At 53.8% G+C, this 21,764-nt stretch carries 20 protein-coding genes; 15 read left to right on the top strand and 5 right to left on the bottom strand.

Going from position 1 to position 21,764, the window contains the following annotated elements; all coding sequences use genetic code 11:
• The first annotated feature begins 38 nt into the window (after nt 1-38).
• From hpaB to yjiA, 6 genes are all read left to right on the top strand, one after another.
• Nucleotides 39-1,601: a 4-hydroxyphenylacetate 3-monooxygenase, oxygenase component gene (gene hpaB / locus N1249_RS02795; RefSeq protein WP_166717783.1), complete on the top strand. Its 1,563-nt coding sequence runs from the start codon at nt 39-41 to the stop codon at nt 1,599-1,601.
• Nucleotides 1,602-1,618: 17 nt separating this feature from the next.
• A complete protein-coding gene (locus tag N1249_RS02790) occupies nt 1,619-2,131 on the top strand; it encodes a 4-hydroxyphenylacetate 3-monooxygenase reductase subunit (RefSeq protein ID WP_014068743.1) in 513 nt (170 codons plus the stop codon).
• 181 nt (nt 2,132-2,312) lie between these two features.
• Complete coding sequence (locus N1249_RS02785; RefSeq protein WP_259834347.1) at nt 2,313-3,212, top strand: YafY family protein; 900 nt, start codon at nt 2,313-2,315, stop codon at nt 3,210-3,212.
• A 208-nt stretch (nt 3,213-3,420) separates the two neighbouring features.
• A complete protein-coding gene (locus N1249_RS02780) occupies nt 3,421-5,574 on the top strand; it encodes a carbon starvation CstA family protein (protein WP_014068741.1) in 2,154 nt (717 codons plus the stop codon).
• Nucleotides 5,575-5,670: 96 nt separating this feature from the next.
• A complete protein-coding gene (locus N1249_RS02775; RefSeq protein ID WP_003856610.1) occupies nt 5,671-5,874 on the top strand; it encodes a YbdD/YjiX family protein in 204 nt (67 codons plus the stop codon).
• Between the two features lie 10 nt (nt 5,875-5,884).
• Nucleotides 5,885-6,838 (top strand): GTPase, encoded by a 954-nt coding sequence (yjiA, locus tag N1249_RS02770; protein WP_259834344.1) that lies wholly within the window; start codon nt 5,885-5,887, stop codon nt 6,836-6,838.
• 46 nt (nt 6,839-6,884) lie between these two features.
• Here yjiA and N1249_RS02765 read toward each other — a convergent pair whose 3' ends face one another.
• Nucleotides 6,885-7,619: a Fic family protein gene (locus tag N1249_RS02765; RefSeq protein WP_259834342.1), complete on the bottom strand. Its 735-nt coding sequence runs from the start codon at nt 7,617-7,619 to the stop codon at nt 6,885-6,887.
• Between the two features lie 316 nt (nt 7,620-7,935).
• Between N1249_RS02765 and hsdR the strand changes: the two genes are divergently transcribed.
• The 8 genes from hsdR to N1249_RS02725 all read left to right on the top strand — a co-directional run bounded on the left by hsdR (nt 7,936) and on the right by N1249_RS02725 (nt 17,696).
• Nucleotides 7,936-11,457 (top strand): type I restriction-modification system endonuclease, encoded by a 3,522-nt coding sequence (gene hsdR, locus N1249_RS02760; RefSeq protein ID WP_259834340.1) that lies wholly within the window; start codon nt 7,936-7,938, stop codon nt 11,455-11,457.
• A 66-nt stretch (nt 11,458-11,523) separates the two neighbouring features.
• Nucleotides 11,524-13,143 carry a type I restriction-modification system subunit M gene (locus N1249_RS02755; protein ID WP_259834338.1) on the top strand — a complete coding sequence of 540 codons (1,620 nt, stop codon included), beginning with the start codon at nt 11,524-11,526 and terminating at the stop codon, nt 13,141-13,143.
• Nucleotides 13,140-14,492: a restriction endonuclease subunit S gene (locus N1249_RS02750; protein WP_259834337.1), complete on the top strand. Its 1,353-nt coding sequence runs from the start codon at nt 13,140-13,142 to the stop codon at nt 14,490-14,492. Before N1249_RS02755 ends, N1249_RS02750 begins: the two co-directional genes overlap by 4 nt.
• A 227-nt stretch (nt 14,493-14,719) precedes the next feature.
• Nucleotides 14,720-14,905 carry a SymE family type I addiction module toxin gene (locus N1249_RS02745; protein WP_259834336.1) on the top strand — a complete coding sequence of 62 codons (186 nt, stop codon included), beginning with the start codon at nt 14,720-14,722 and terminating at the stop codon, nt 14,903-14,905.
• Nucleotides 14,906-14,919: 14 nt separating this feature from the next.
• Nucleotides 14,920-15,054: a hypothetical protein gene (locus N1249_RS02740; protein WP_259834333.1), complete on the top strand. Its 135-nt coding sequence runs from the start codon at nt 14,920-14,922 to the stop codon at nt 15,052-15,054.
• 487 nt (nt 15,055-15,541) lie between these two features.
• On the top strand, nt 15,542-16,087 hold the full coding sequence (locus N1249_RS02735; protein WP_259834332.1) for a YfaZ family protein: 546 nt from the start codon (nt 15,542-15,544) through the stop codon (nt 16,085-16,087).
• A 179-nt stretch (nt 16,088-16,266) separates the two neighbouring features.
• The gene (locus N1249_RS02730; RefSeq protein WP_259834331.1) at nt 16,267-17,010 is read left to right on the top strand and encodes an AraC family transcriptional regulator; all 744 of its coding nucleotides are present in this window, start codon (nt 16,267-16,269) and stop codon (nt 17,008-17,010) included.
• A 47-nt stretch (nt 17,011-17,057) separates the two neighbouring features.
• Nucleotides 17,058-17,696: a LysE family translocator gene (locus N1249_RS02725; protein ID WP_259834330.1), complete on the top strand. Its 639-nt coding sequence runs from the start codon at nt 17,058-17,060 to the stop codon at nt 17,694-17,696.
• Nucleotides 17,697-17,731: 35 nt separating this feature from the next.
• Here N1249_RS02725 and N1249_RS02720 read toward each other — a convergent pair whose 3' ends face one another.
• Both N1249_RS02720 and N1249_RS02715 read right to left on the bottom strand, forming a co-directional pair.
• The gene (locus N1249_RS02720) at nt 17,732-18,034 is read right to left on the bottom strand and encodes a BrnA antitoxin family protein (protein WP_259834328.1); all 303 of its coding nucleotides are present in this window, start codon (nt 18,032-18,034) and stop codon (nt 17,732-17,734) included.
• On the bottom strand, nt 18,021-18,170 hold the full coding sequence (locus N1249_RS02715) for a hypothetical protein (RefSeq protein ID WP_259834326.1): 150 nt from the start codon (nt 18,168-18,170) through the stop codon (nt 18,021-18,023). The genes N1249_RS02720 and N1249_RS02715 overlap by 14 nt, the downstream gene beginning before the upstream one ends.
• Before the next feature lie 171 nt (nt 18,171-18,341).
• Here N1249_RS02715 and N1249_RS02710 point away from each other — a divergent pair, with 171 nt between their 5' ends.
• On the top strand, nt 18,342-19,613 hold the full coding sequence (locus N1249_RS02710) for a DUF445 domain-containing protein (protein WP_259834324.1): 1,272 nt from the start codon (nt 18,342-18,344) through the stop codon (nt 19,611-19,613).
• An 11-nt stretch (nt 19,614-19,624) separates the two neighbouring features.
• On the opposite strand, the gene N1249_RS02705 is transcribed toward N1249_RS02710, so the two are convergent.
• Both N1249_RS02705 and N1249_RS02700 read right to left on the bottom strand, forming a co-directional pair.
• Nucleotides 19,625-20,713 carry a glycoside hydrolase family 105 protein gene (locus N1249_RS02705; RefSeq protein WP_259834322.1) on the bottom strand — a complete coding sequence of 363 codons (1,089 nt, stop codon included), beginning with the start codon at nt 20,711-20,713 and terminating at the stop codon, nt 19,625-19,627.
• Nucleotides 20,710-21,717 (bottom strand): hypothetical protein, encoded by a 1,008-nt coding sequence (locus tag N1249_RS02700; protein ID WP_259834320.1) that lies wholly within the window; start codon nt 21,715-21,717, stop codon nt 20,710-20,712. The genes N1249_RS02705 and N1249_RS02700 overlap by 4 nt, the downstream gene beginning before the upstream one ends.
• Nucleotides 21,718-21,764: the final 47 nt, after the last annotated feature.

The following is a 21,764-nucleotide window of genomic DNA, read 5'->3' as shown; positions in this document are numbered from 1 at the left end:
ACATAAATTTAACAACCCTATTCCGATACGAGGTCCCTATGAAGCCTGAAGATTTCCGCGCTGATACCAAACGTCCATTAACCGGCGAAGAGTATTTAAAAAGCCTCCAGGACGGCCGTGAGATTTATATCTACGGCGAGCGCGTCAAAGACGTCACCACCCATCCGGCGTTTCGTAATGCGGCAGCATCCATCGCGCAGATGTACGACGCCCTGCACAAACCGGACATGCAGGACACACTGTGCTGGGGCACCGACACCGGCAGTGGCGGCTATACCCATAAATTCTTCCGCGTGGCGAAAAGCGCCGACGATCTGCGCCAGCAACGCGACGCCATCGCCGAGTGGTCGCGCCTGAGCTACGGCTGGATGGGACGCACGCCGGATTACAAAGCCGCATTTGGCTGCGCGCTTGGCGCTAACCCGGCCTTCTACGGCCAGTTCGAGCAGAACGCCCGCAACTGGTACACCCGTATTCAGGAAACCGGCCTGTATTTCAACCACGCGATTGTTAACCCACCGATCGATCGCCACAAACCCGCTGATGAAGTGAAAGATGTCTACATCAAGCTGGAGAAAGAGACCGACGCCGGGATCATCGTCAGCGGTGCGAAAGTGGTGGCAACCAACTCGGCGCTGACCCACTACAACATGATCGGCTTTGGCTCGGCGCAGGTGATGGGTGAAAACCCGGACTTCGCGCTGATGTTCGTCGCCCCGATGGATGCCGAAGGCGTGAAGCTGATCTCCCGCGCCTCTTACGAGATGGTGGCAGGCGCAACCGGTTCGCCGTATGACTACCCGCTCTCCAGCCGTTTCGACGAGAACGATGCGATCCTGGTGATGGATCATGTACTGATCCCGTGGGAAAACGTGCTGATCTACCGCGATTTCGACCGTTGCCGCCGCTGGACCATGGAAGGCGGTTTTGCCCGCATGTATCCACTGCAAGCCTGCGTACGTCTGGCGGTGAAGCTCGACTTTATCACCGCCCTGCTGAAGAAATCGCTGGAGTGCACCGGGACGCTGGAATTCCGTGGCGTGCAGGCAGACCTGGGTGAAGTGGTAGCCTGGCGCAATATGTTCTGGGCGCTGAGCGACTCCATGTGTTCAGAAGCAACCCCGTGGGTGAACGGCGCGTATCTGCCAGATCATGCCGCGCTGCAAACCTACCGCGTGATGGCGCCGATGGCCTATGCGAAGATCAAAAACATCATCGAGCGTAACGTGACGTCCGGCCTGATCTACCTCCCGTCCAGCGCCCGTGACCTGAATAACCCGCAGATCGACCAGTATCTGGCGAAGTACGTGCGCGGCTCTAACGGTATGGATCACGTTGAACGCATCAAGATTTTAAAACTGATGTGGGATGCCATCGGCAGCGAGTTTGGCGGCCGCCATGAGCTGTATGAGATCAACTACTCCGGTAGCCAGGATGAAATTCGCCTGCAATGTCTGCGTCAGGCGCAGAGCTCCGGCAACATGGACAAAATGATGGCGATGGTCGACCGCTGCATGTCTGAGTACGACCAGCACGGCTGGACGGTACCGCACCTGCACAACAACACCGATATCAACATGCTGGACAAGCTGCTGAAATAACGCAGCGGGAGGTTTCAATGCAATCAGATGAACAACGCCTGCGTTTTCGCGACGCGATGGCCAGCCTGTCGGCCGCGGTCAATATCGTCACCACCGAAGGTGATGCCGGTCGCTGCGGCATTACCGCTACCGCGGTCTGCTCGGTGACGGATACGCCGCCGTCGTTGATGGTGTGCATCAACGCCAACAGTGCCATGAATCCGGTTTTTCAGGGCAACGGCAGACTGTGCGTTAACGTGCTGAACCACGAGCAGGAGATCATGGCGCGTCACTTCGCCGGGATGACCGGCATGGCGATGGAAGAACGTTTTACTCTTTCCTGCTGGCAAAAAGGCCCGCTGGCACAACCGGTGCTCAAAGGTGCGCTGGCAAGCCTTGAAGGGGAGATAAGCCAGGTGCAGACCATCGGTACACATCTGGTCTATCTGGTTGAAATTAAAAATATCATTCTGAGCCAGGAGGGCCACGGCCTGATCTATTTTAAACGCCGTTTCCACCCGGTAATGATGGAGATGGACGCTGTCATCTGACCCCTCTGCGCGCTGGCTATCCCCCGGCCAGCGCGGCTTCCCGCAAAAAATATTAAGGTTTCCGCTAAATCACGCCGTTATATAACCATAAGAGAAATTTACTGCGCCTGAATACTGACATCCCGTGTCAGTGCTGCCCGCATAATTCAGCGTAGATCCATTAAATTAACAGGAATACCTTATGGCTAATGCGACGCGGAGCCGCTCGGCTGAACGTCTGGTCGATATTCTGGTAGAGCTACATTTAAACGGTGTGGTAAACCGAAGTGCACTGATGGAAAAATTTAAAATTACTGAGCGCACCGTGTATCGTGATTTGAATGCACTCTCACCCATTGTTGAGCACACCGGAAATGGACAATATCGCCTGATCCACTCACCACAAGCACCCTCCGGGCAGGGGTTGCATCACACCATTGCTAACTTCCTGAATGCTGATAACTTTTTCCCGGAGCGAAATGCCGACTTTTGGCAGCAGCTCGAAACTCGCGTGGATGACAATCATATTCTGATTCTGGGCAACAATGCAGAACATACCGTGAAAACGGATATTCGCCGTCATTTACCTAATATTGAGAAATCGATTAAAAACTGTAATGTTTGCCAGATCGTTTATAAAGGCAAAACACGGCAAATTAATCCTTACAAACTCATTAACAAAAAAAATATATGGTATTTACAAGCCACTGAAAATAGCAGGCTGAAATCCTTTTCGCTAAGCCAGATAAGCTGGTTTGATATTCAGGGCGCCACATTTACCCCTGAAGAAAGCACCCTTGCGCTGCTGGAAAAAAGCCCTGGACCCTGGGTTTCGGAAGATACTTTCGAGGTGAAAATATTCATAAACAATAATATTTCACACTACTTCAGACGCCGAAATTTACTGCCAGAGCAGGAGCTGATAGCCGAACAACACAGCGGCACAACGCTGCGTTGCCAGGCGGCACACGAGAATCAGATCCTGCCGCTGATTCTCTACTGGCTGCCCGACATCCAGGTTCTGGAGCCGCAATGGCTGAAAGATAAGCTTCTGGATACGCTGGAAGGCTACCTGGCGAAACAGGCAGAGACGCTAACGTAGTGATCTAAATCACATAATTTTTACCGTCTGCGGCGAGTCTGAACCACTCGCCCGCATCTTTGACCGCTTACCCACGACTTACAACCACTCGCCCATTTACCTTCCTTTACATGCGCGAGGATCTGGCACGATCCCACCAGCATTAATCAATACCTCCTCACAACGAACCCTGACCCTTTTTTCTTTACATAAAAAACCAGGTCTTACTATGGATACTAAAAAACTACTGAAGCACGTGCCCTGGGCCTTACTCGGGATCCTCGGCGCTTTCTGTCTGGCGGTTGTCGCATTACGCCGGGGCGAACACGTAAGCGCCCTGTGGATCGTGGTCGCGTCTGTTTCCGTCTACCTTGTGGCTTATCGCTACTACAGCCTGTACATCGCGCAAAAGGTCATGAAGCTCGACCCGACGCGTGCCACTCCGGCAGTCATCAACAATGACGGCCTGAACTACGTGCCAACCAACCGCTACGTGCTGTTTGGCCATCACTTTGCCGCGATTGCGGGCGCTGGTCCGCTGGTCGGCCCGGTGCTGGCGGCGCAAATGGGTTACCTGCCAGGGACCCTGTGGCTGCTCGCAGGCGTAGTGCTGGCGGGTGCGGTGCAGGACTTTATGGTGCTGTTTATCTCTTCTCGCCGTAACGGCGCCTCTCTGGGTGAGATGGTTAAAGAAGAGATGGGCCGCGTCCCGGGGACTATCGCCCTGTTCGGCTGCTTCCTGATTATGATCATCATCCTTGCGGTGCTGGCGTTAATCGTGGTGAAAGCGCTGGCCGAAAGCCCGTGGGGTGTGTTCACCGTCTGCTCTACCGTGCCGATTGCCCTCTTCATGGGTATCTACATGCGCTTCCTGCGCCCAGGACGCGTGGGTGAAGTGTCGGTGATTGGTATTGTACTGCTGGTGGCATCCATCTACTTCGGCGGCGTGATTGCGCACGACCCGTACTGGGGCCCGGCGCTGACCTTCAAAGACACCACCATCACCTTCGCGCTGATCGGTTACGCATTCATCTCTGCCCTGCTGCCGGTCTGGCTGATTCTGGCACCGCGTGACTACCTGGCCACCTTCCTGAAAATCGGCGTTATCGTCGGTCTGGCGATCGGTATCCTGGTGATTAACCCGGATCTGAAAATGCCGGCAGTGACCCAGTACATCGACGGTACTGGCCCACTGTGGAAAGGCGCCCTGTTCCCGTTCCTGTTCATCACCATCGCCTGCGGTGCGGTCTCTGGCTTCCACGCCCTGATTGCCTCCGGTACCACGCCGAAGCTGCTGGCGAACGAGAAAGACGCGCGTCTGATTGGTTACGGTGCCATGCTGATGGAGTCCTTCGTGGCGATCATGGCGCTGGTGGCAGCGTCTATTATCGAGCCAGGTCTGTACTTCGCGATGAACACCCCACCAGCCGGTCTGGGCATCACCATGCCAAACCTGCATGAGATGGGCGGTGATAACGCGGCGCTGATTATGGCGCAGCTGAAAGATGCGAGCGCACACGCTGCGGCAACCGTCAGTTCCTGGGGCTTTGTGATTTCGCCTGAGCAGATCATGCAGACGGCGAAAGACATCGGCGAACCGTCGGTTCTGAACCGTGCAGGTGGTGCACCGACGCTGGCGGTGGGTATCGCCCACGTGTTCCACAAAGTGCTGCCGTGGGCGGATATGGGCTTCTGGTACCACTTCGGTATTCTGTTTGAAGCGCTGTTCATCCTGACGGCGCTGGATGCAGGTACCCGTGCTGGCCGCTTTATGCTGCAAGACCTGCTCGGCAACTTCGTGCCGTTCCTGAAGAAAACCGACTCTCTGGTGGCAGGCGTGCTGGGTACGGCGGGCTGTGTTGGCCTGTGGGGTTACCTGCTGTATCAGGGCGTTGTCGATCCGCTGGGCGGCGTGAAGAGCCTGTGGCCGCTGTTCGGTATCTCTAACCAGATGCTGGCGGCAGTTGCCCTGGTGCTGGGTACCGTTGTCCTGGTGAAAATGAAACGCACCAAATACATCTGGGTGACCGTAGTCCCTGCGCTGTGGCTGCTGCTTTGCACCACCTGGGCGCTTGGCCTGAAATTGTTCAGCGCCAACCCGCAGCTGGAAGGCTTCTTCTTCATGGCTAACCAGTACAAAGAGAAGATTGCCGCAGGCGGCGCAGATCTGACCGCGCAGCAGATTGCCAACATGAACCATATCGTTGTTAACAACTACACCAACGCTGGCCTGAGTATTCTGTTCCTGGTGGTGGTGTACAGCATCATCTTCTACGGCATCAAAACCTGGATGAATGTGCGTAACGCGAGTGGTCGTACGGATAAAGAAACCCCGTACGTGCCGGTGCCGGAAGGCGGCGTGAAGACGTCTTCACACCATTAAAAAAATGGCGGGTGGCGCTACGCTGACCCGCCCTACACAGGTACTGTAGGCCCGGATCGCTGCGCGCCACCGGGCTTTTTCTGTCTGGAACCCACAATGTTTGGTAACTTAGGCGAAGCGAAAAAATACCTCGGTCAGGCGGCGAAAATGCTGATTGGCATCCCGGACTATGACAACTACGTTGAGCATATGAAGACCAACCATCCGGATAAGCCGTACATGACCTACACCGAATTCTTCCGCGAGCGGCAGGAAGCGCGCTACGGCGGAAGTGGAGAAGGCGGCGTCCGCTGCTGCTAAAGGAGAGACCATGACCCCGATTGCCGTTACCCTGCTGACCGGTTTCCTCGGCGCCGGTAAAACCACCCTGCTGCGCCACATCCTGAACGAGCAGCACGGCTTCAAAATCGCCGTTATCGAAAATGAATTCGGCGAAGTCTCGGTTGACGATCAGCTGATTGGCGATCGCGCCACGCAGATCAAAACCCTGACCAACGGTTGCATCTGCTGCACCCGCTCTAACGAACTTGAAGACGCCCTGCTGGACCTGCTCGACAGCCGCGATCGCGGGGAGATCGACTTTGACCGCCTGGTGATTGAATGCACCGGCATGGCTGACCCCGGCCCGATTATTCAGACCTTTTTCTCGCATGAGATCCTCTGCCAGCGCTACCTGCTGGACGGCGTGATTGCGCTGGTTGATGCGGTACACGCCGACGAACAGATGAACCAGTTCACCATCGCCCAGTCTCAGGTGGGCTACGCCGACCGCATCCTGCTGACCAAAACCGATGTGGCGGGCGAGAGCGAAAAACTGCGTGAGCGCCTGGCGCGCATTAACTCGCGCGCACCGGTTTATACCGTGACCTTTGGCGATATCGACCTGTCTCAGCTGTTCAACACCAACGGTTTTATGCTGGAAGAGAACGTCACCTCGAAGCCGCGCTTTCACTTTATGGCCGACAAGCAAAACGATGTGTCGTCGATTGTGGTCGAGCTGGATTACCCGGTGGATATCAGCGAGGTGTCCCGCGTAATGGAAAACCTGCTGCTGTCGTTCGCCGACAAGCTGCTGCGCTACAAGGGGATGCTGTGGATTGACGGTGAGCCAAACCGCCTGCTGTTCCAGGGCGTGCAGCGCCTGTACAGCGCCGACTGGGACAGACCCTGGGGTGATGAAACACCACGGAGCGTGATGGTGTTTATTGGCCTGGAGCTGCCGGAAGATGAGATCCGGGCGGCGTTTGCGGGGTTGCGTAAGTAGTCTGGAAATTGCCGGATGAGGTTACATCGCTATCCGGCAAAACGACTTAATCCGGATAGCACGACACCAAAAAAGCCATCATTTCGCTGGCATCTTTACTGTGATAAAACCGAACCATCTTGCTGTTGAACTCCAGTGCACGCGCAGCAGGAATACTGATGGGATTAAAGCCATGTTTCATCAGCCAGCCATTCATCATATGGCGGCTGGTACGTTTATTACCATCGAAGAAAAACTGGAACCAGGCGCCAAACAAAAACATCGCCAATGCCCCTTCAAATGGCGGCATTGTTTTAATCTGGCAGACGCCTTTTGCAAAAATATCATTCAGTTCAGGCGCGCCCGCTTCTGTTGCGGGCGGGAAGTGAGTGCCCAGTTCACCGAGATGGACGCGGGCATTGTAATGCACCTCATCCCCTTCCCCGCGGAACATCCCCCATTCTAGTGCTTCGTTACGGGCGATGATGCTGTGCAGCAGGGTAAAGGTTTTTTTGTCGAGATCGAAACGCCCGGTCTGCACCAGTTCAATCAGCTTTTTACTGCTATCTGCCAGGTTCAGCACCTGTTCGGTATCACTGACCTTATGCCCGCCCACAGTCACGCCATCCAGAAGCGTTTTAACTTCAACGAAGGTGTAGGGGTTGTTTTCCAGCTGCGCGGCGTCCCAGACAAAACCCGCCATCTGAGATTTAAAGGTAAACAGCGCCACGCGCGTTCCTGGAGTTTTGACTTCAGGAAGCGTATCAGCGTCCCAGGATAGCCCCAGCAGTTCAGTCTTCATTTTTCACCCCCAGCAACCGTAATGGTGACATTATCCCACAGTTCTGGCGGAACGCTAAAATCCGGCTGAACGTCTAAAGGGTATTTATTTGAATGGGATGCTTTAAAGGCAAAGCGGCTGTACCGCGTAGAACATGCCTAACCCTTTCCTTTTCCAGCCCCTTTTGGCGTATTTCAGACGTCATCTTGCCCCTTTAGCGCTTGATAAAAAAACGTACAGCGTTATGATTTTGAGAGAAATTTCGCAAAATCAACTCTTCTCATCCAGAGCTACATCAGCAACGAGCTGCGGGTGATTTCTGCAAGGAGTTTACCCTTTGACAACTGCTAGCCCACACCAGCCAGCAAACTTTGCTTTCCTGGCAGAGCACGATCCTTTATTGGTTCAAATCACCGCGACCGCAGAACAGCTATTCTCCAGCGACCCCAATACGACGCTTATGAAACTGCGGCAGTTTGGTGAAGCCCTGGCGCAGAATATTGCCGCCCGCCTGAATATTGGCCGGGAAGATAACCCGAGTCAGCAAGAGTTGCTCTACAGGCTGGACAGAGAATTACAGTTCGATCCTGCGATTCGTCAGTTATTTCATACGCTCAGAATTGAAGGTAACAAAGCGACGCATCAATTCCAGACCCGACACCGCGAAGCGATGGACGCGCTGAAAGTCGCCCGTGCGCTGGCAATCTGGTTCCATCAGACATTTGGTGATGCGGGTAGCCAGTTTAATCCTGGCCCTTTTGTTCCACCGCATGACCCGAGCGAACAGCTCAATAAGTCCCAATCTGCCATTGAACAACTTAAACAAACATTATTGGCAGCGAATCAAAAATTAGAATCCAGCGAGCAGCTTCAGACTTTACTTAAACAGCAAAAAGAAGAATACGAACAGCTGGCTCACGAAATGGATATCGAGGCCAGAGAACAACAGCAGTTGCTGGAAATGAGTCAGCAGGATCTGCAAACGCTCCAGCAAAATTACGAAGCTAAGCTCACCGCCTTGCAGACACAGCTTACTCAGCAAACACAGCAAGCGATTACAGCCCAGCGCAAAGAGTTTGGCCGCAAGTCCAGCTATGCCCGCAAGCACATCATCACTGAAGAGCTGACCCGTATCCTCATTGACCAGCAGCTCAATGAATGGGGCTGGCTGGCAGATACTCAGGAAATCACCTGGAAAAAAGGCCACCGTCCCGAAAAAGGGGTCAACAAAGCCATTGCCGAATGGCCAACCTTTGCCGATGACGAACACGGCAGAGCGGATTACGTTCTTTTCTGCGGTCTCACGCCCGTTGCAACCGTTGAAGCGAAAAAGAAAAACGAAAACGTCGCCGGAAAAATCCCCCAGGCAGAGCGCTACAGCAAAGGTTTTCAGTTTGACGCGTCAATGATCCCCGCCTGGGCTGAAGAAGGTCGCGTAAAAGGCTGGGAAGATGGCGTGAACAGCGTTTATCAGATCCCTTTCGTCTTCTCCTGCAACGGCCGACCTTACATCAAACAGTCCGCCGAACATTCCGGCACATGGTTCCGCGATGTTCGCTCACCTGACAATACCCGCTATCCGCTGGAAAGCTTCATCACACCAGAAGGTCTGTTGGACCGCCTGCATCGTAGCCGTGCCCAGGCAGAAGCCAGGCTGCATCAGGAGCCTTTTAGCTACCTTGGCCTGCGTGATTACCAGGTCAACGCAGTTAAGGCCGTCGAGTCAGCCCTGGAACAGGGCTCGCGTGAAGCTTTGTTAGCAATGGCCACCGGAACGGGTAAGACGCGTACCATTATTGGCTTAATCTACCGTTTCCTGAAGGCTGAACGCTTTAAACGAATCCTCTTTCTCGTTGACCGCTCTGCCCTCGGCGAGCAGGCGCAGGATGCCTTTAAAGAGGCCTCGTTAGAACAAAACCAGACGCTTTCTCAGATCTACAACGTCGCCGAACTGGGCGATATGGCGGCAGAGGCAGAAACCCGCGTGCAGGTTGCCACGGTACAATCCATGGTCAGCCGCATCTATCGTTCCGGTACGCCGCCTGCGGTAGATACCTACGACTGCATCATCATTGACGAAGCGCACCGTGGTTACACGCTGGATCAGGAAATGACCGAGGGCGAGCTCTCTATCCGCGATAACGCCCAATATCTCTCCAGCTATCGTCGGGTGCTGGACTACTTTGACGCGGTGAAAATCGGCCTGACAGCGACACCAGCCAAACATACCAGCGAGATTTTTGGTCATCCCGTTTATATCTACTCCTACCGGGAAGCGGTGGCGGAAGACTGGCTGATTGACCACGAGCCACCGGTTCGCTATGAAACCCAGCTCAGCAAATACGGCATTCACTTTGATGCGGGTGACACCGTCAGCGCCGTGGATGCAGAAACGGGAGAAGTCGATACCAGCGAACTGGAGGACGAACTGAATTTCGACGTCGATGCCTTCAACCGCAAGGTGATTACCGAAGATTTTAACCGGGTGATCTGCGAAGAGCTGGCGAAAGAGATCGATCCATCCGGTGATGAAAAAACGCTGATTTTCTGCGCCACGGACGCCCACGCCGATATGGTGAAACGCCTGCTTGATGACGCCATGGGTGAGGTCAACCCCGACTTTAACCAGGCCGCCATTGAGAAGATCACTGGCAAGAGCGATCAGGTCAGCAAGCTTATCAAACGTTTCAAAAACGAACGCTACCCCAGTATTGGGATCACCGTGGATCTGTTGACCACCGGTATCGATGTTCCGGCGATCACTCATCTGGTGTTCCTGCGCCGGGTGAAGTCCCGCATTCTGTATGAGCAGATGATCGGCCGCGCTACCCGTCGCTGCGACGATATCGGTAAAACCGTTTTCTGGATCCACGATCCGGTGGATATCTACGCCACGCTTCAGGAGGTGAACACTATGAAGCCGCTGGTGAAAAACGCCGGCGTCAGCATCGAGCAACTGGTCGAAGAGCTATCGAATGACGATGTGCTGGAAACGGCGCTGAATAATCCGGGCGATAGCCCAACGGAAACCCAGGCGGATAGCTTACTCAATCAGCTCAGCCAGAAAATTATGCGCGTCCTGCGTAAAGCGGAGAAAAAGGCCGAAAAACGCCCGGAAGTACGCAAAAAACTGAATGAACTGGAAGAACTCTGGGGTGTTGAACCGAAGCAATTGCACCAGCATCTGCATAAGCTTGGCCCGCAGCAAGCCTCGGCATTCCTTAAACAGCATCGCAATCTGATCCGCCAGTTAAGCGATGTCGGTGTTCTGCTGGGCAGCGAGTACCGCCCGGTGATTTCAGACCATGATGATGAACTCATCAGCAAAGAGCAGACCTACGGGCGTTACCAGAAACCCGCCGACTACCTGCAAAGCTTCAACGAGTTTATCTCCACGCAAATCAACCAGTCCGCCGCGCTGTCGGTGGTGGTTAACCGTCCACGCGACCTGACGCGTGAGCAGCTAAAAGAGATCCGTCTTTTGCTGGACGAGGCGGGCTACAGCGAGGCCAGCCTGCGCTCGGCGGTGCGCACCCAGAGCAGCCAGGACATTGCCGCCACCATCCTTGGGCATATCCGCCAGGCCGCGCTCGGCGAGCCGCTTATCCCGTTCGAGGAGCGCGTTAAGCTGGCGCTGGACAAAATATATGCCCAGCACAGCTGGAATAACGTGCAGAAGCGCTGGCTGGAGCGGCTGGCGAAACAGCTGGTGCATGAAGTGGTGCTGGACAAAAACTTCGTCAATCACCTTTTCTCCGCCGACGGCGGAACGAAGAAGCTCAACAGCCTGCTGGATAACCAACTGGACAGCATTCTCGACCAGATGAGCGATGCGTTGTGGGCACCAAAATCCGCCTGATCGTGATACCCTTCCCCATCTTTTTTTTACAGACAGGCCGGGTAACCGGCCTAAACCGGAATAGCTATGAGTAACAACGAAATCGTTCAGAAACTCTGGAATCTTTGTGACGTTCTGCGTGACGACGGCATCAACTACAGCGATTACGTCACCGAGCTGGTATTACTGCTGTTTATCAAGATGGTGCACGAGAACACCGAAGCGGAAACGCTGGATAAACACATCCTGCCAGAAGGGTGCCGCTGGAGCGATTTAAACAGCAAATCCGGTCTTAACCTGCTTAACGACTACAAACAAATTCTGCTGAAGCTCTCTACCGGTAAAGATGCCGAAGGCAAACTGGTTCACGCCGACCCGCTGATCGCTGCGATCTATGCCGACGCACAAACGCGCCTGCGCGAGCCGCGCCACCTGGAGCAGCTGATCCGCTCGCTGGATCAGATCGACTGGTTCAGCGCGCAGAAAGACGGCCTTGGCGATCTGTATGAAGGCCTGCTGGAAAAGAACGCCGGTGAAACCAAGTCCGGTGCCGGACAGTACTTCACCCCACGCGCGCTGATCAACAGCATGGTTCGCTGCATCAAACCGCAGCCGGGCGAAGTGATTCAGGACCCTGCTGCCGGTACAGCAGGCTTTTTGATTGCCGCCGATCAGTACATCAAATCCAGGACCGACGATCTGTACGATCTGTCGGATAAAGAGCGCGTGTTCCAGAAGAACAAAGCCTTTATCGGCGTTGAGCTGGTGCCGTCTACCCGCCGTCTGGCGCTGATGAACTGCCTGCTCCACGGGATGGAAGGCGATGAAAAAGGCGTGGTGCATCAGGGCAATGCGCTGGGCATGGCCGGGCAGTCGCTGGCAAAAGCGGATATCATTTTAGCCAACCCGCCGTTTGGTACCTCTAAAGGCGGGGAAGCCAGTATTACTCGCGACGACCTTACCTATAACACCAGCAATAAACAGCTGGCCTTTTTGCAGCATATTTACCGCAACCTGAAGCCGGGCGGCCGCGCTGCCGTTGTGCTGCCTGATAACGTGTTGTTTGAAGCCGGAGTCGGCGCCGATGTGCGCCGCGACCTGATGAACAAATGCAATCTGCACACCATCCTGCGTTTGCCGACAGGCATCTTCTACGCGCAGGGCGTGAAAACTAACGTGCTGTTTTTCACCAAGGGCACCGACGCCGATAAATACCAGGAAGAGAACTGCACCGAAAACGTCTGGGTCTATGACCTGCGGACCAATATGCCGAGCTTCGGCAAGCGCACGCCGTTTACCGAGCAGCATCTCAAGGCGTTCGAGGAGGTATTTGGCGACGATCCGCACGGCAACAGCCCACGCGCTGAAGGCGAGTGGAGCTTTAACGCCAGCGAAATTGACGTGGCCGACAGCGAAGAGAACCAGGACATCGCGCAGCACCTGACTACCAGCCGCTGGCTCAAGTTCAGTCGCGACTGGATCCGCACCGCCAAATCCGATTCGCTGGATATCTCCTGGATGAAGGATAAAGACAGCATCGACGCCGACAGCCTGCCGGAGCCGGACGTGCTGGCGGCAGAAGCCATGAGCGAGCTAGTACAGGCGCTGGGCGAGCTGGATGCGCTGATGCGTGAGCTGGGAGCGGGCGATGAGGCCGATGCACAGCGGACGTTAATGAATGAAGTGTTTGGTGAGGTGAAGGCATGAGTGGGGGGAAATTGCCGGAGGGGTGGGTTGCTACAACTCTACAAAATATTGCAGTCTGGGGCTCCGGTGGCACACCATCTCGTAGCCATGATGAATTTTATAACGGCAATATACCCTGGATTAAAACCGGCGACTTAGGGCCCAGGTTAATTACCGAAGCAAGTGAATACATCACAGAAGCTGGCGTAAAAAACTCAAGTGCTAAATATTTTCCCAAAGGTTCTGTTGCCATTGCAATGTATGGGGCAACTATTGGTAAAACGTCTATCTTAGGAATTGATGCAACTACTAACCAAGCCTGCGCTGTTGGCTCGCCCATAGAAGATATTACCTCAAGTATTTTCTTATATTATTTTTTACTCAATGAGAAAAATGCGTTCATAAAAAAAGGCAAAGGTGGAGCCCAGCCCAATATTTCTCAAGCAGTTATAAAAGAACACCCGTTATCTCTACCACCTTACGCTGAACAAAAAATAATCGCCGAAAAACTCGATACGCTTCTGGCGCAGGTAGACAGCACAAAAGCCCGTCTTGAGAAAATCCCGCAAATCCTGAAACGTTTTCGTCAGGCGGTATTAGCCGCGGCTGCTACCGGAAATTTAAATCAAAACATAAGTTCGAATAATAAAAAAAATACTCTTAAGGAAGTTGGCATAATGATTAAAACAGGCCCATTCGGAAGTGCGTTACATAAAAGTGATTATATTTCAAATGGCATTCCGGTAATCAATCCAATGCATATTAATGATGGAATAATCTCGCCATCACTCTGCATGACAATATCTGATGAAAAATATGCTGAACTTAGCTCATGGTCTTTACAAGATGGTGATATCATTGTTGGTAGAAGAGGAGAGATGGGCAGAGCTGCTATGGTTAATCTCAATCAATCAAAAATGCTTTGCGGCACTGGGTCAATGATTCTCAGAACTAAGGAAAACATAGTTCCAAAATATCTTGAATTAATATTGAGATCACCAACTGCCATTAACTATTTCAATAAAGAGGCTGTCGGTTCGACAATGGTTAATCTCAATCAAAAAGTGATTAACAGCCTTGAGGTTTATTTACCACATATTGAAGAACAACTCGAAATCATACGTCGCGTAGAACAACTCTTCGCCTACGCTGACACCATCGAAAAGCAGGTCAACAGCGCCCTCACCCGCGTCAATAACCTCACCCAGTCAATCCTGGCGAAAGCGTTTCGCGGCGAGCTGACCGCCCAGTGGCGGGCTGAAAACCCGGATCTAATCAGCGGTGAAAACAGCGCTGCCGCCCTGTTGGAAAGAATCAAGGCCGAACGCGCCGCCAGCGGCGGTAAAAAAACCTCGCGTAAAAAATCCTGAGCATTATTTCCAGGCGCATCTGACCAGTGCGCCTTTTATTATTCCACTCTATCTATAACTGTAAAAAATATATTTAATTCCTTCCGGAACACTCCCATTACAGTCTATTTTCAACTGGACTTTTCTTTTATTCCCTGATGTTATATCCAGGTATTTAACGCAGAACGCCCGTGCTGCAACACGAGCGTCCCGCTAATCACAACCCCTATTTTAGGAGAATAGCGATCATGACTGACATTGATTCTATTACAGAACTTATTAAACCTGTAATGTTTCCTTCCACCCTGCGCAGTTATACCGTGTCGTATGTAACTAATTATCCGAAGCATGACCGTTTACCGGCGCTCATTTTAAAAGGCCTGTGGCTGGAGAAAGCCGGTTTACCGTCGGCAAAAAGCTGGAGGTGCGGGTGATGGAGGAGTGCATCGTGCTCACCACCAAATCCCTGGAGCCGGCGCTTGAAGATGCTTTTCACCGCGTAGAGCATCTTTCCCGGCGCAAGCAGCAGCAGATCCTGGATTTTATCGCCATGGTAGAGCAGAAGAAAAATACCTTCCGGTAAATCAATAGACTGACCCCGGCCCCCGCTCCCGGAAGGTAAACGCCGGGCGGGGTCACTGAACCAGAGAGTTGCCTCTCCCGTTATTCGCTGCGTTACAGGCACGTATTACCCGCCGATGTAAAACGTTACGTCAGCGATAATGCCCCCTTTAGACCAGCCCATTTCCGGTAATCTTACGGCCATAAAAGTAAATTTATGTCGCGATCTGTAACAGTCGAAACATATTCAGAAATTATTACCTGAATAATAAATAGGCTACATATCATTATTTCCGTCGTATTCAGTTTCCGTTTAGGGAGAAAATTAAACGTTCTCTAAACGTAAAAAAAGCTAATGATTGACGCTGCGGAAATTCAACCATTCAACAACAATACAAATAAGAAAAACTAACAAAATCAGCATAAAACTGCGAACCACCTCACATTTGCAGTCATAAACATCGCTTGTTAAGGTGTCCTCAGATTAATTTGATGACGAGGAAACACTCATGAAAAAGCTTAACGTTCTTATCCTTTCTGCTCTGACTGTTGTGTCGGGTTCTGCACTGGCAATGGGCGGAAGCATTGAGCAGGGTAAAAACTTCACTAACCTGAATGTTGAAATGGGCAAATCGACCTCTGGTTTGTACACCGAAGGTAGCTGGCTGAAAAATACCGATGACGGCACCACGACCGGTGGTGTTGGCGCAGGTTACAATTTCGAAGTTGGCCCGGTGATGCTGAACGCAGGTGCGAAAGCCCTCTACGTTGGCCCGAAAAAAGGCGATAACGGCGTGGCATTCCCAATCGGTGGTGGCGTGAGCGTTGCCGTGACCGACAGCATTAACGTGTTCGGTGAAGGCTATGTGGCACCAGACGGCCTGAACAACAGCGTGAAAAACTACGTGGAAGCAAACGGCGGCGTGAGCTGGACCCCAATCAAACCTGTGACCCTGAAAGTGGGTTACCGCCACGTGAGCGTTGATGGCAAAGACGGTCGTCCAAACCACACCCTGATCGACGGGGCCTATGTTGGCGGCGGCGTGAGCTTCTAAGTCTTATAGAGTTCAAAAAAACCTGCCAGATGGCAGGTTTTTTATTAACGCCCGGCCAGCCAATTATTGATACGATTAATATTAAATGTGACATAAAACAAATCGCTTTATCACCATCCTGATCTCCGACTCTGCATTCAGCTGTGCTATAAAAAATAAAACAAAGTCAGGACAGACCAATGACAACACCGCGCCATATTCACCAGACCTTTTCCCGGCAACCGGGCGTAGAGCTGCGCAGCACATGGCAGAGTACGCAGGCATATAAACGCCACAGCCATGTCCAGCTTTCTGTCGGCGCCATTGTGGAAGGGAAAACGCGCTGCGTATGTAACGGGCAAGAGTACCTTCTGGAAGCTGGCGACATCGTGGTGATCCCGGCCTACGTACCACACAGCTGTAACCCAGTGGCAGACCAACCGCGCAGCTACCATATGCTCTATATCGACACCGGTTTGCCTCTCGCGCAGCAGGTTATCCGCGATGAATCATTGTTCGCGCATTATCTTGATATTGTTGAAAACATGACGCCCGCTGCGCTTAATGCGCTGCTTTTTGCTCTCCCCCGGTGCGACGAAGACGAACACGTACTGCGACCCACCAGCCAGTTACTCCAGCAGGCGTTGCTGTCTGACCTTGCCACCCCGCCCTCGCTGGACGTACTGGCGCAGCAATTTTCCTTGCGTAAAGAGACGTTGATCCGCTCTTTTAAGCAAGATACTGGCTTAACGCCGGGCAGTTTTCTCAACATCTCACGCGTGGAGTACGCCAAAGCGAGGCTGCGTGCCGGAGATGATATTGCGGACGTTGGCTACCAGAGCGGTTTTGCCGATCAGAGCCATTTCCACAAAACCTTCGTGAGCTATACGGCGGCCACACCTCGCCAGTACGCAACGGGCCGATCAATATCAGACAATAAATAGGTTCTGGGTAGCCGTAACCTGACCTCTGTTTTTATGATGAGGTCACTATGGAACTGTTCTTCCCCTCCGCATTTCTCGCCCTGGCGCTGGCACATTTTGTCGCCCTGTTAAGCCCAGGGCCGGACTTTTTCCTGTTGGTAGGCTACGCCGCACGCTACCCTCTGCGCGGCGGCGCCGGGCTGTGCATAGGGATTGCCGCAGGTAACGGGCTGTATATTTTGCTGGTGATTATGGGATGGAGCGCACTGCGCCAGTTTTCGTGGCTGTTTACGCTTATCGAGCTTTGCGGAGCGCTGTATCTGCTGTGGATAGGTTCGCAGCTGGTGCGCAGTGCACCGCAGCCGCTTTCGCTAACAGAAACAACCCCGCACATCCCCACATGGCGCAAACAGATCCTGCTCGGGCTTGGCTCTGCCTTGCTGAACCCGAAAAATGCGCTGTTCTACCTGGCGTTAATGACGGCGTTACTGGGGCCAGACGTGACCTTACTACAGCAATCGGTGAGCGGTATCTGGATGGTAATGGTTGTGCTGGTGTGGGACTTAGCCGTAGTGTCACTGATCGGGCTGCCCGCCGTGCAGAAAAAGTTAAGCCACTCGGTCTGGATTATTGAGCGTGTCGCGGGTGGAGTACTGATGGTATTTGGCGGGTGGGTACTGTGGCGATTACTGGGAAGCACCTTCTGAGCGAACAGGCAGCCATTGGCGCTGCCCGTTAAGCGCTATTTTTTGTTCTGATCGCGCAGCATCGCCTCGCGTAAAATAGCGTTGAGTCGCGTCTGATACCCTTTTCCCGGGCGTTTAAGCCATTCCATAACATCTGCATCGATACGCACAGACGCCTGGGTTTTTAAGGGACGATAGAACTTGCCGCGTACCGCGTCGTTCCACAGCGCCTCATCCATTGCCGGAATATCGCTATAGTCAATTTCTGCGTCGGGTTTTTCCGCTAACGCGTGAAGTTCGGCCTCGCGATGAACGCTAACTTCAGCAGCACTCCCGCGTTTATGTTTAACAATGCTCATAACGGCTCCTTTCTTTACGGTCTGCCTTACGTGCGCTGATGATACGAATGATTTCATTGCCGCTTTCAAAACGGATCCCGTGCTTTTGCAGGTTGCTTTTCGCCTTGCTGCTATTCCATTCAAACTCCGTAGGCATAGTGTACCCTTCCCTGATTGTATATACAAAAAAGAATATACAAAACGATGACGAATTAAACGAAATTTCCCTCTGTACGATCCCTTTCCTGAAGCCGTATTCCAGAATCGCAAATAAGATGATGTTTCACCCACTTTGCACTTCCCCCCCGCTTGCCTCTATCCTTAACCCATGGAAAAACAGACTGAACTCAAGCGCGCCAAGCTGCTGGCGCTGTCGCTGCTGCTGATTGCCGGCGCGGCGTTTATCACAACGCTGTTCCTGCCTCAGACCCTCTGGGTGCGGGGTGTGAAGGCCATTGCCGAGGCGGCGATGGTCGGTGCGCTGGCGGACTGGTTTGCGGTAGTGGCACTGTTTCGCCGCGTGCCGGTCCCGTTTATCTCGCGCCATACGGCGATTATTCCGCGTAATAAAGACCGGATCGGCGACAATCTCGGCCAGTTCGTGCAGGAGAAGTTCCTGGATACGCAGTCCCTGGTGGCGTTAATCCGCCGCTATGAGCCGGCGCAGATGATTGGCTCCTGGTTCAGTAAGCCCGATAACGCGCAGCGCGTGGGGCAGCATCTGATTCAGGTGATGAGCGGTTTTCTCGAACTCACCGACGACGGGCGCATTCAGCGCCTGCTAAAACGCGCCGTGCATAAGGCTATCGATAAGGTGGATTTCACCGAAACCAGCGCCGTCATCCTCGAGAGCATGACCAGAAACAACCGCCATCAGGTGCTGCTGGACGCCATCATCAATCGGCTGATTACGCTGATTCAGCGGGAAAGCTCGCGGGAATTTATCGCCACACAGATTGTTCACTGGCTTGAGACGGAACACCCGCGCAAAGCGATGGTGCTGCCAACCGAATGGCTGGGGGAGCAGAGCGCAGAGATGATCTCCAACGCGGTGAATACCCTGCTGGATGATATCAGCCACGATCGTACGCACCAGATCCGCCAGGCGTTCGACAGGGCCACGCTAAAGCTTATCGACAACCTGAAAAACGATCCGGAGATGGCCGCCAGAGCCGGGAACATCAAGCATTACCTGAAAAATGACGAGGCGTTTAACCGCTATCTGGGGGAGATGTGGGCCGACCTGCGCCAGTGGCTGAAGACAGATATGCAAAGCGAAGACTCACGCGTGAAGCAACGTATCGCCAACGCCGGACAGTGGTTTGGCGAAACGCTGATGGCGGATGCCAGCTTGCAGGCTTCGTTTAACGAGCATCTGGAGCAGGCGGCACACCGTGTTGCGCCGGACTTTGCCGCGTTCCTCACCCGCCATATCAGCGACACGGTAAAAAGCTGGGACGCCGAAGATATGTCACGCCAGATAGAGCTGAATATCGGCAAAGATTTGCAGTTCATCCGCGTCAACGGAACGCTGGTGGGCGGGACCATTGGTTTGATTCTGTTTTTGCTCTCGCAAATCCCGACGGTGCTGCATCTGTAATAAGCGGGGCATTATGCCCCGCTTTTATCTTCCAGCCAGCCGCCCTGCTCCATTTCCAGCAACAGCAGCATCGTGAGCGCCTGCGCGTAAGGCACCGGCGCCATCGCGATATCGCAGTAATACTGAATATCCCAGCCGAGCATCGTACCGCGTGAGGCTTCAAGCACCAGCCCACCGTCATCGATCCGTGCGATCACCGCCTCAAACGCCCGCAGGGCAGAACGACTTACGGACGCATCCAGGATCCCCATGCGCACCGCGCGAAGCATCCCGTAGGCGATCCCCGCGGTCGCGGAGGACTCCTGCGGGGAGAGAGGATCGTCCAGCACCGTGTGCCACATGCCGTTATCAGCCTGTAACACGCAAAGCGTGCGTACCTGCCGCGCCACCACCTGCGACAAATACCGGCGCACACTGGCATCCAGATGCTCGCCCATCAGCGCAATAAATTCCGGGATGGCGACGGTTATCCACGCGTTGCCACGTGCCCAGAACGCGCCCGCAAAGTGGTGTTTATCCACAAACGTCCAGCCGTGATACCAGAGCCCTGTGACCGGGTCGCTGAGATAACGCGTGTGCAGCAAAAACTGGTATCCCGCTTCGTCGATCAAATCGCGTCTTTTGAGCACAATACCCGCCACGCCGAGAAACAGGCAGGTCATAAACAGCGTGTCGTCCCACAGCTGCCCGGTGTTAGGTTGCTCCTTCACCACATGCTGAAAGCCGCCCTCTTCGGTTCTGGGCAGGTCGCGCAGCAGGGCATCCGCCCAGTCATTGACCGTTGCCAGCAGATCCTGGCGCTGATGATGCCCGGCAACCAGCGCCAGGGCGATCATCGGTGCCGTGGTATTGATCTGCATCTCCGGCAGGCCCTTGCCGATTTGGGTTTCATACCATTCGAGGATCGACTGTTGCAGGACAGCGTCGTTCCTGAAATCAGCAAAGCGCCAGAAACCGTACAGCCCCACGCCGACTTCCCACTCCCACTCTTCAAAATGGATTGCAAAGCCGTCACTCACGCCCACTTCATCAAGATTTTTCAGGCGACAAAAACCACGCACCACGCGATCCAGGGTGCTCATCAGCTGTTCTTTATTCATGCGTTGACTCCTTTCAGGCGCAGTTCACCCAGCCGCTGCTGCTGATGGCCAAAGCGTGAAGAGGCAATAAAACGTTCGTCAGGGAAAAGCGCCCCGGCCTGCATCTGGGCCGCATGAAACACAGGGGCGCTTTCACCCCAGAAATCCATCGCATCGCAACCGCGCTCATCGTGCCAGTAGCGATAACCCAGAATGGTCGATTTCATCCTTCGCCACAGCGGCTCCGGGAAATCCGCCTGCCGCGCGTTTTTCCACAGCTGTAAAAGCGTGAGCAGGGAAAAGACCGATCCCTCTTCCCGCGCGCTCACCTGTTTTAACAGGCGATACAGCAGCGCATCGGCTTCGGGGCCGTACTCGCGTTGCGCCATCAGTGTCAGCAGGCGACTGCCGTCAGGCGCAGGCGATACGGGGTTTGCCGGCAGTGGGCTTCCCGTCACCGGCACGATGCCGAGCGTGGGCTCATCAAGATAGACCATGTGCAATGAACAGTCGGTATCACGCTCAAACAGCTCATCGAGATGGATAAGCAGGCGGTTTTTGCCCTCGCGCAGCGCCAGCCGGACGGGCAGATACTGCATCTGATTGCGGGTAAACGGCGTAAAGCAGGCGAGTTGTTCACCCGAACGCCACACCCGCACGCCGCCGCAGGTGCCAAGCCGAAAGGCATATTCTCCATCATGCGGCGCAACAAGGTCGACACCCATCCAGCGCTGCACGTGAAAGGGCAGAGCGCGAAAACCCGAGAAAGAGACAATGCCGCTGTCGTCGCTTTGAGTGATGTGATTCAGAGGCATTGCCTGCGAGGGATCCACACCGCGCCGGGCGTGGGTCTGGCTGAAAATCTGCCGACAAAACGACTCACCAGGCTGCCCGCTGGCATCATGCAAACGCCCGTCAGCCCCTTCTCCCGTGTAAAACTCAGCAAAACGCTCTTCTTTAGCGATGCTGACACGAAAATGCGTTATTGCATCACCCTGAGCCAACCGCCCTTCACCCTGAGACATAGTTTCCTCATATCACGCAGAATCAATACATTACGCCGATATCATCA

This window comes from Enterobacter sp. CP102, from assembly GCF_025152625.1.
GTDB classification, from domain to species: domain Bacteria; phylum Pseudomonadota; class Gammaproteobacteria; order Enterobacterales; family Enterobacteriaceae; genus Enterobacter; species Enterobacter soli.
This window is presented reverse-complemented; position numbering and strand designations above follow the sequence as displayed.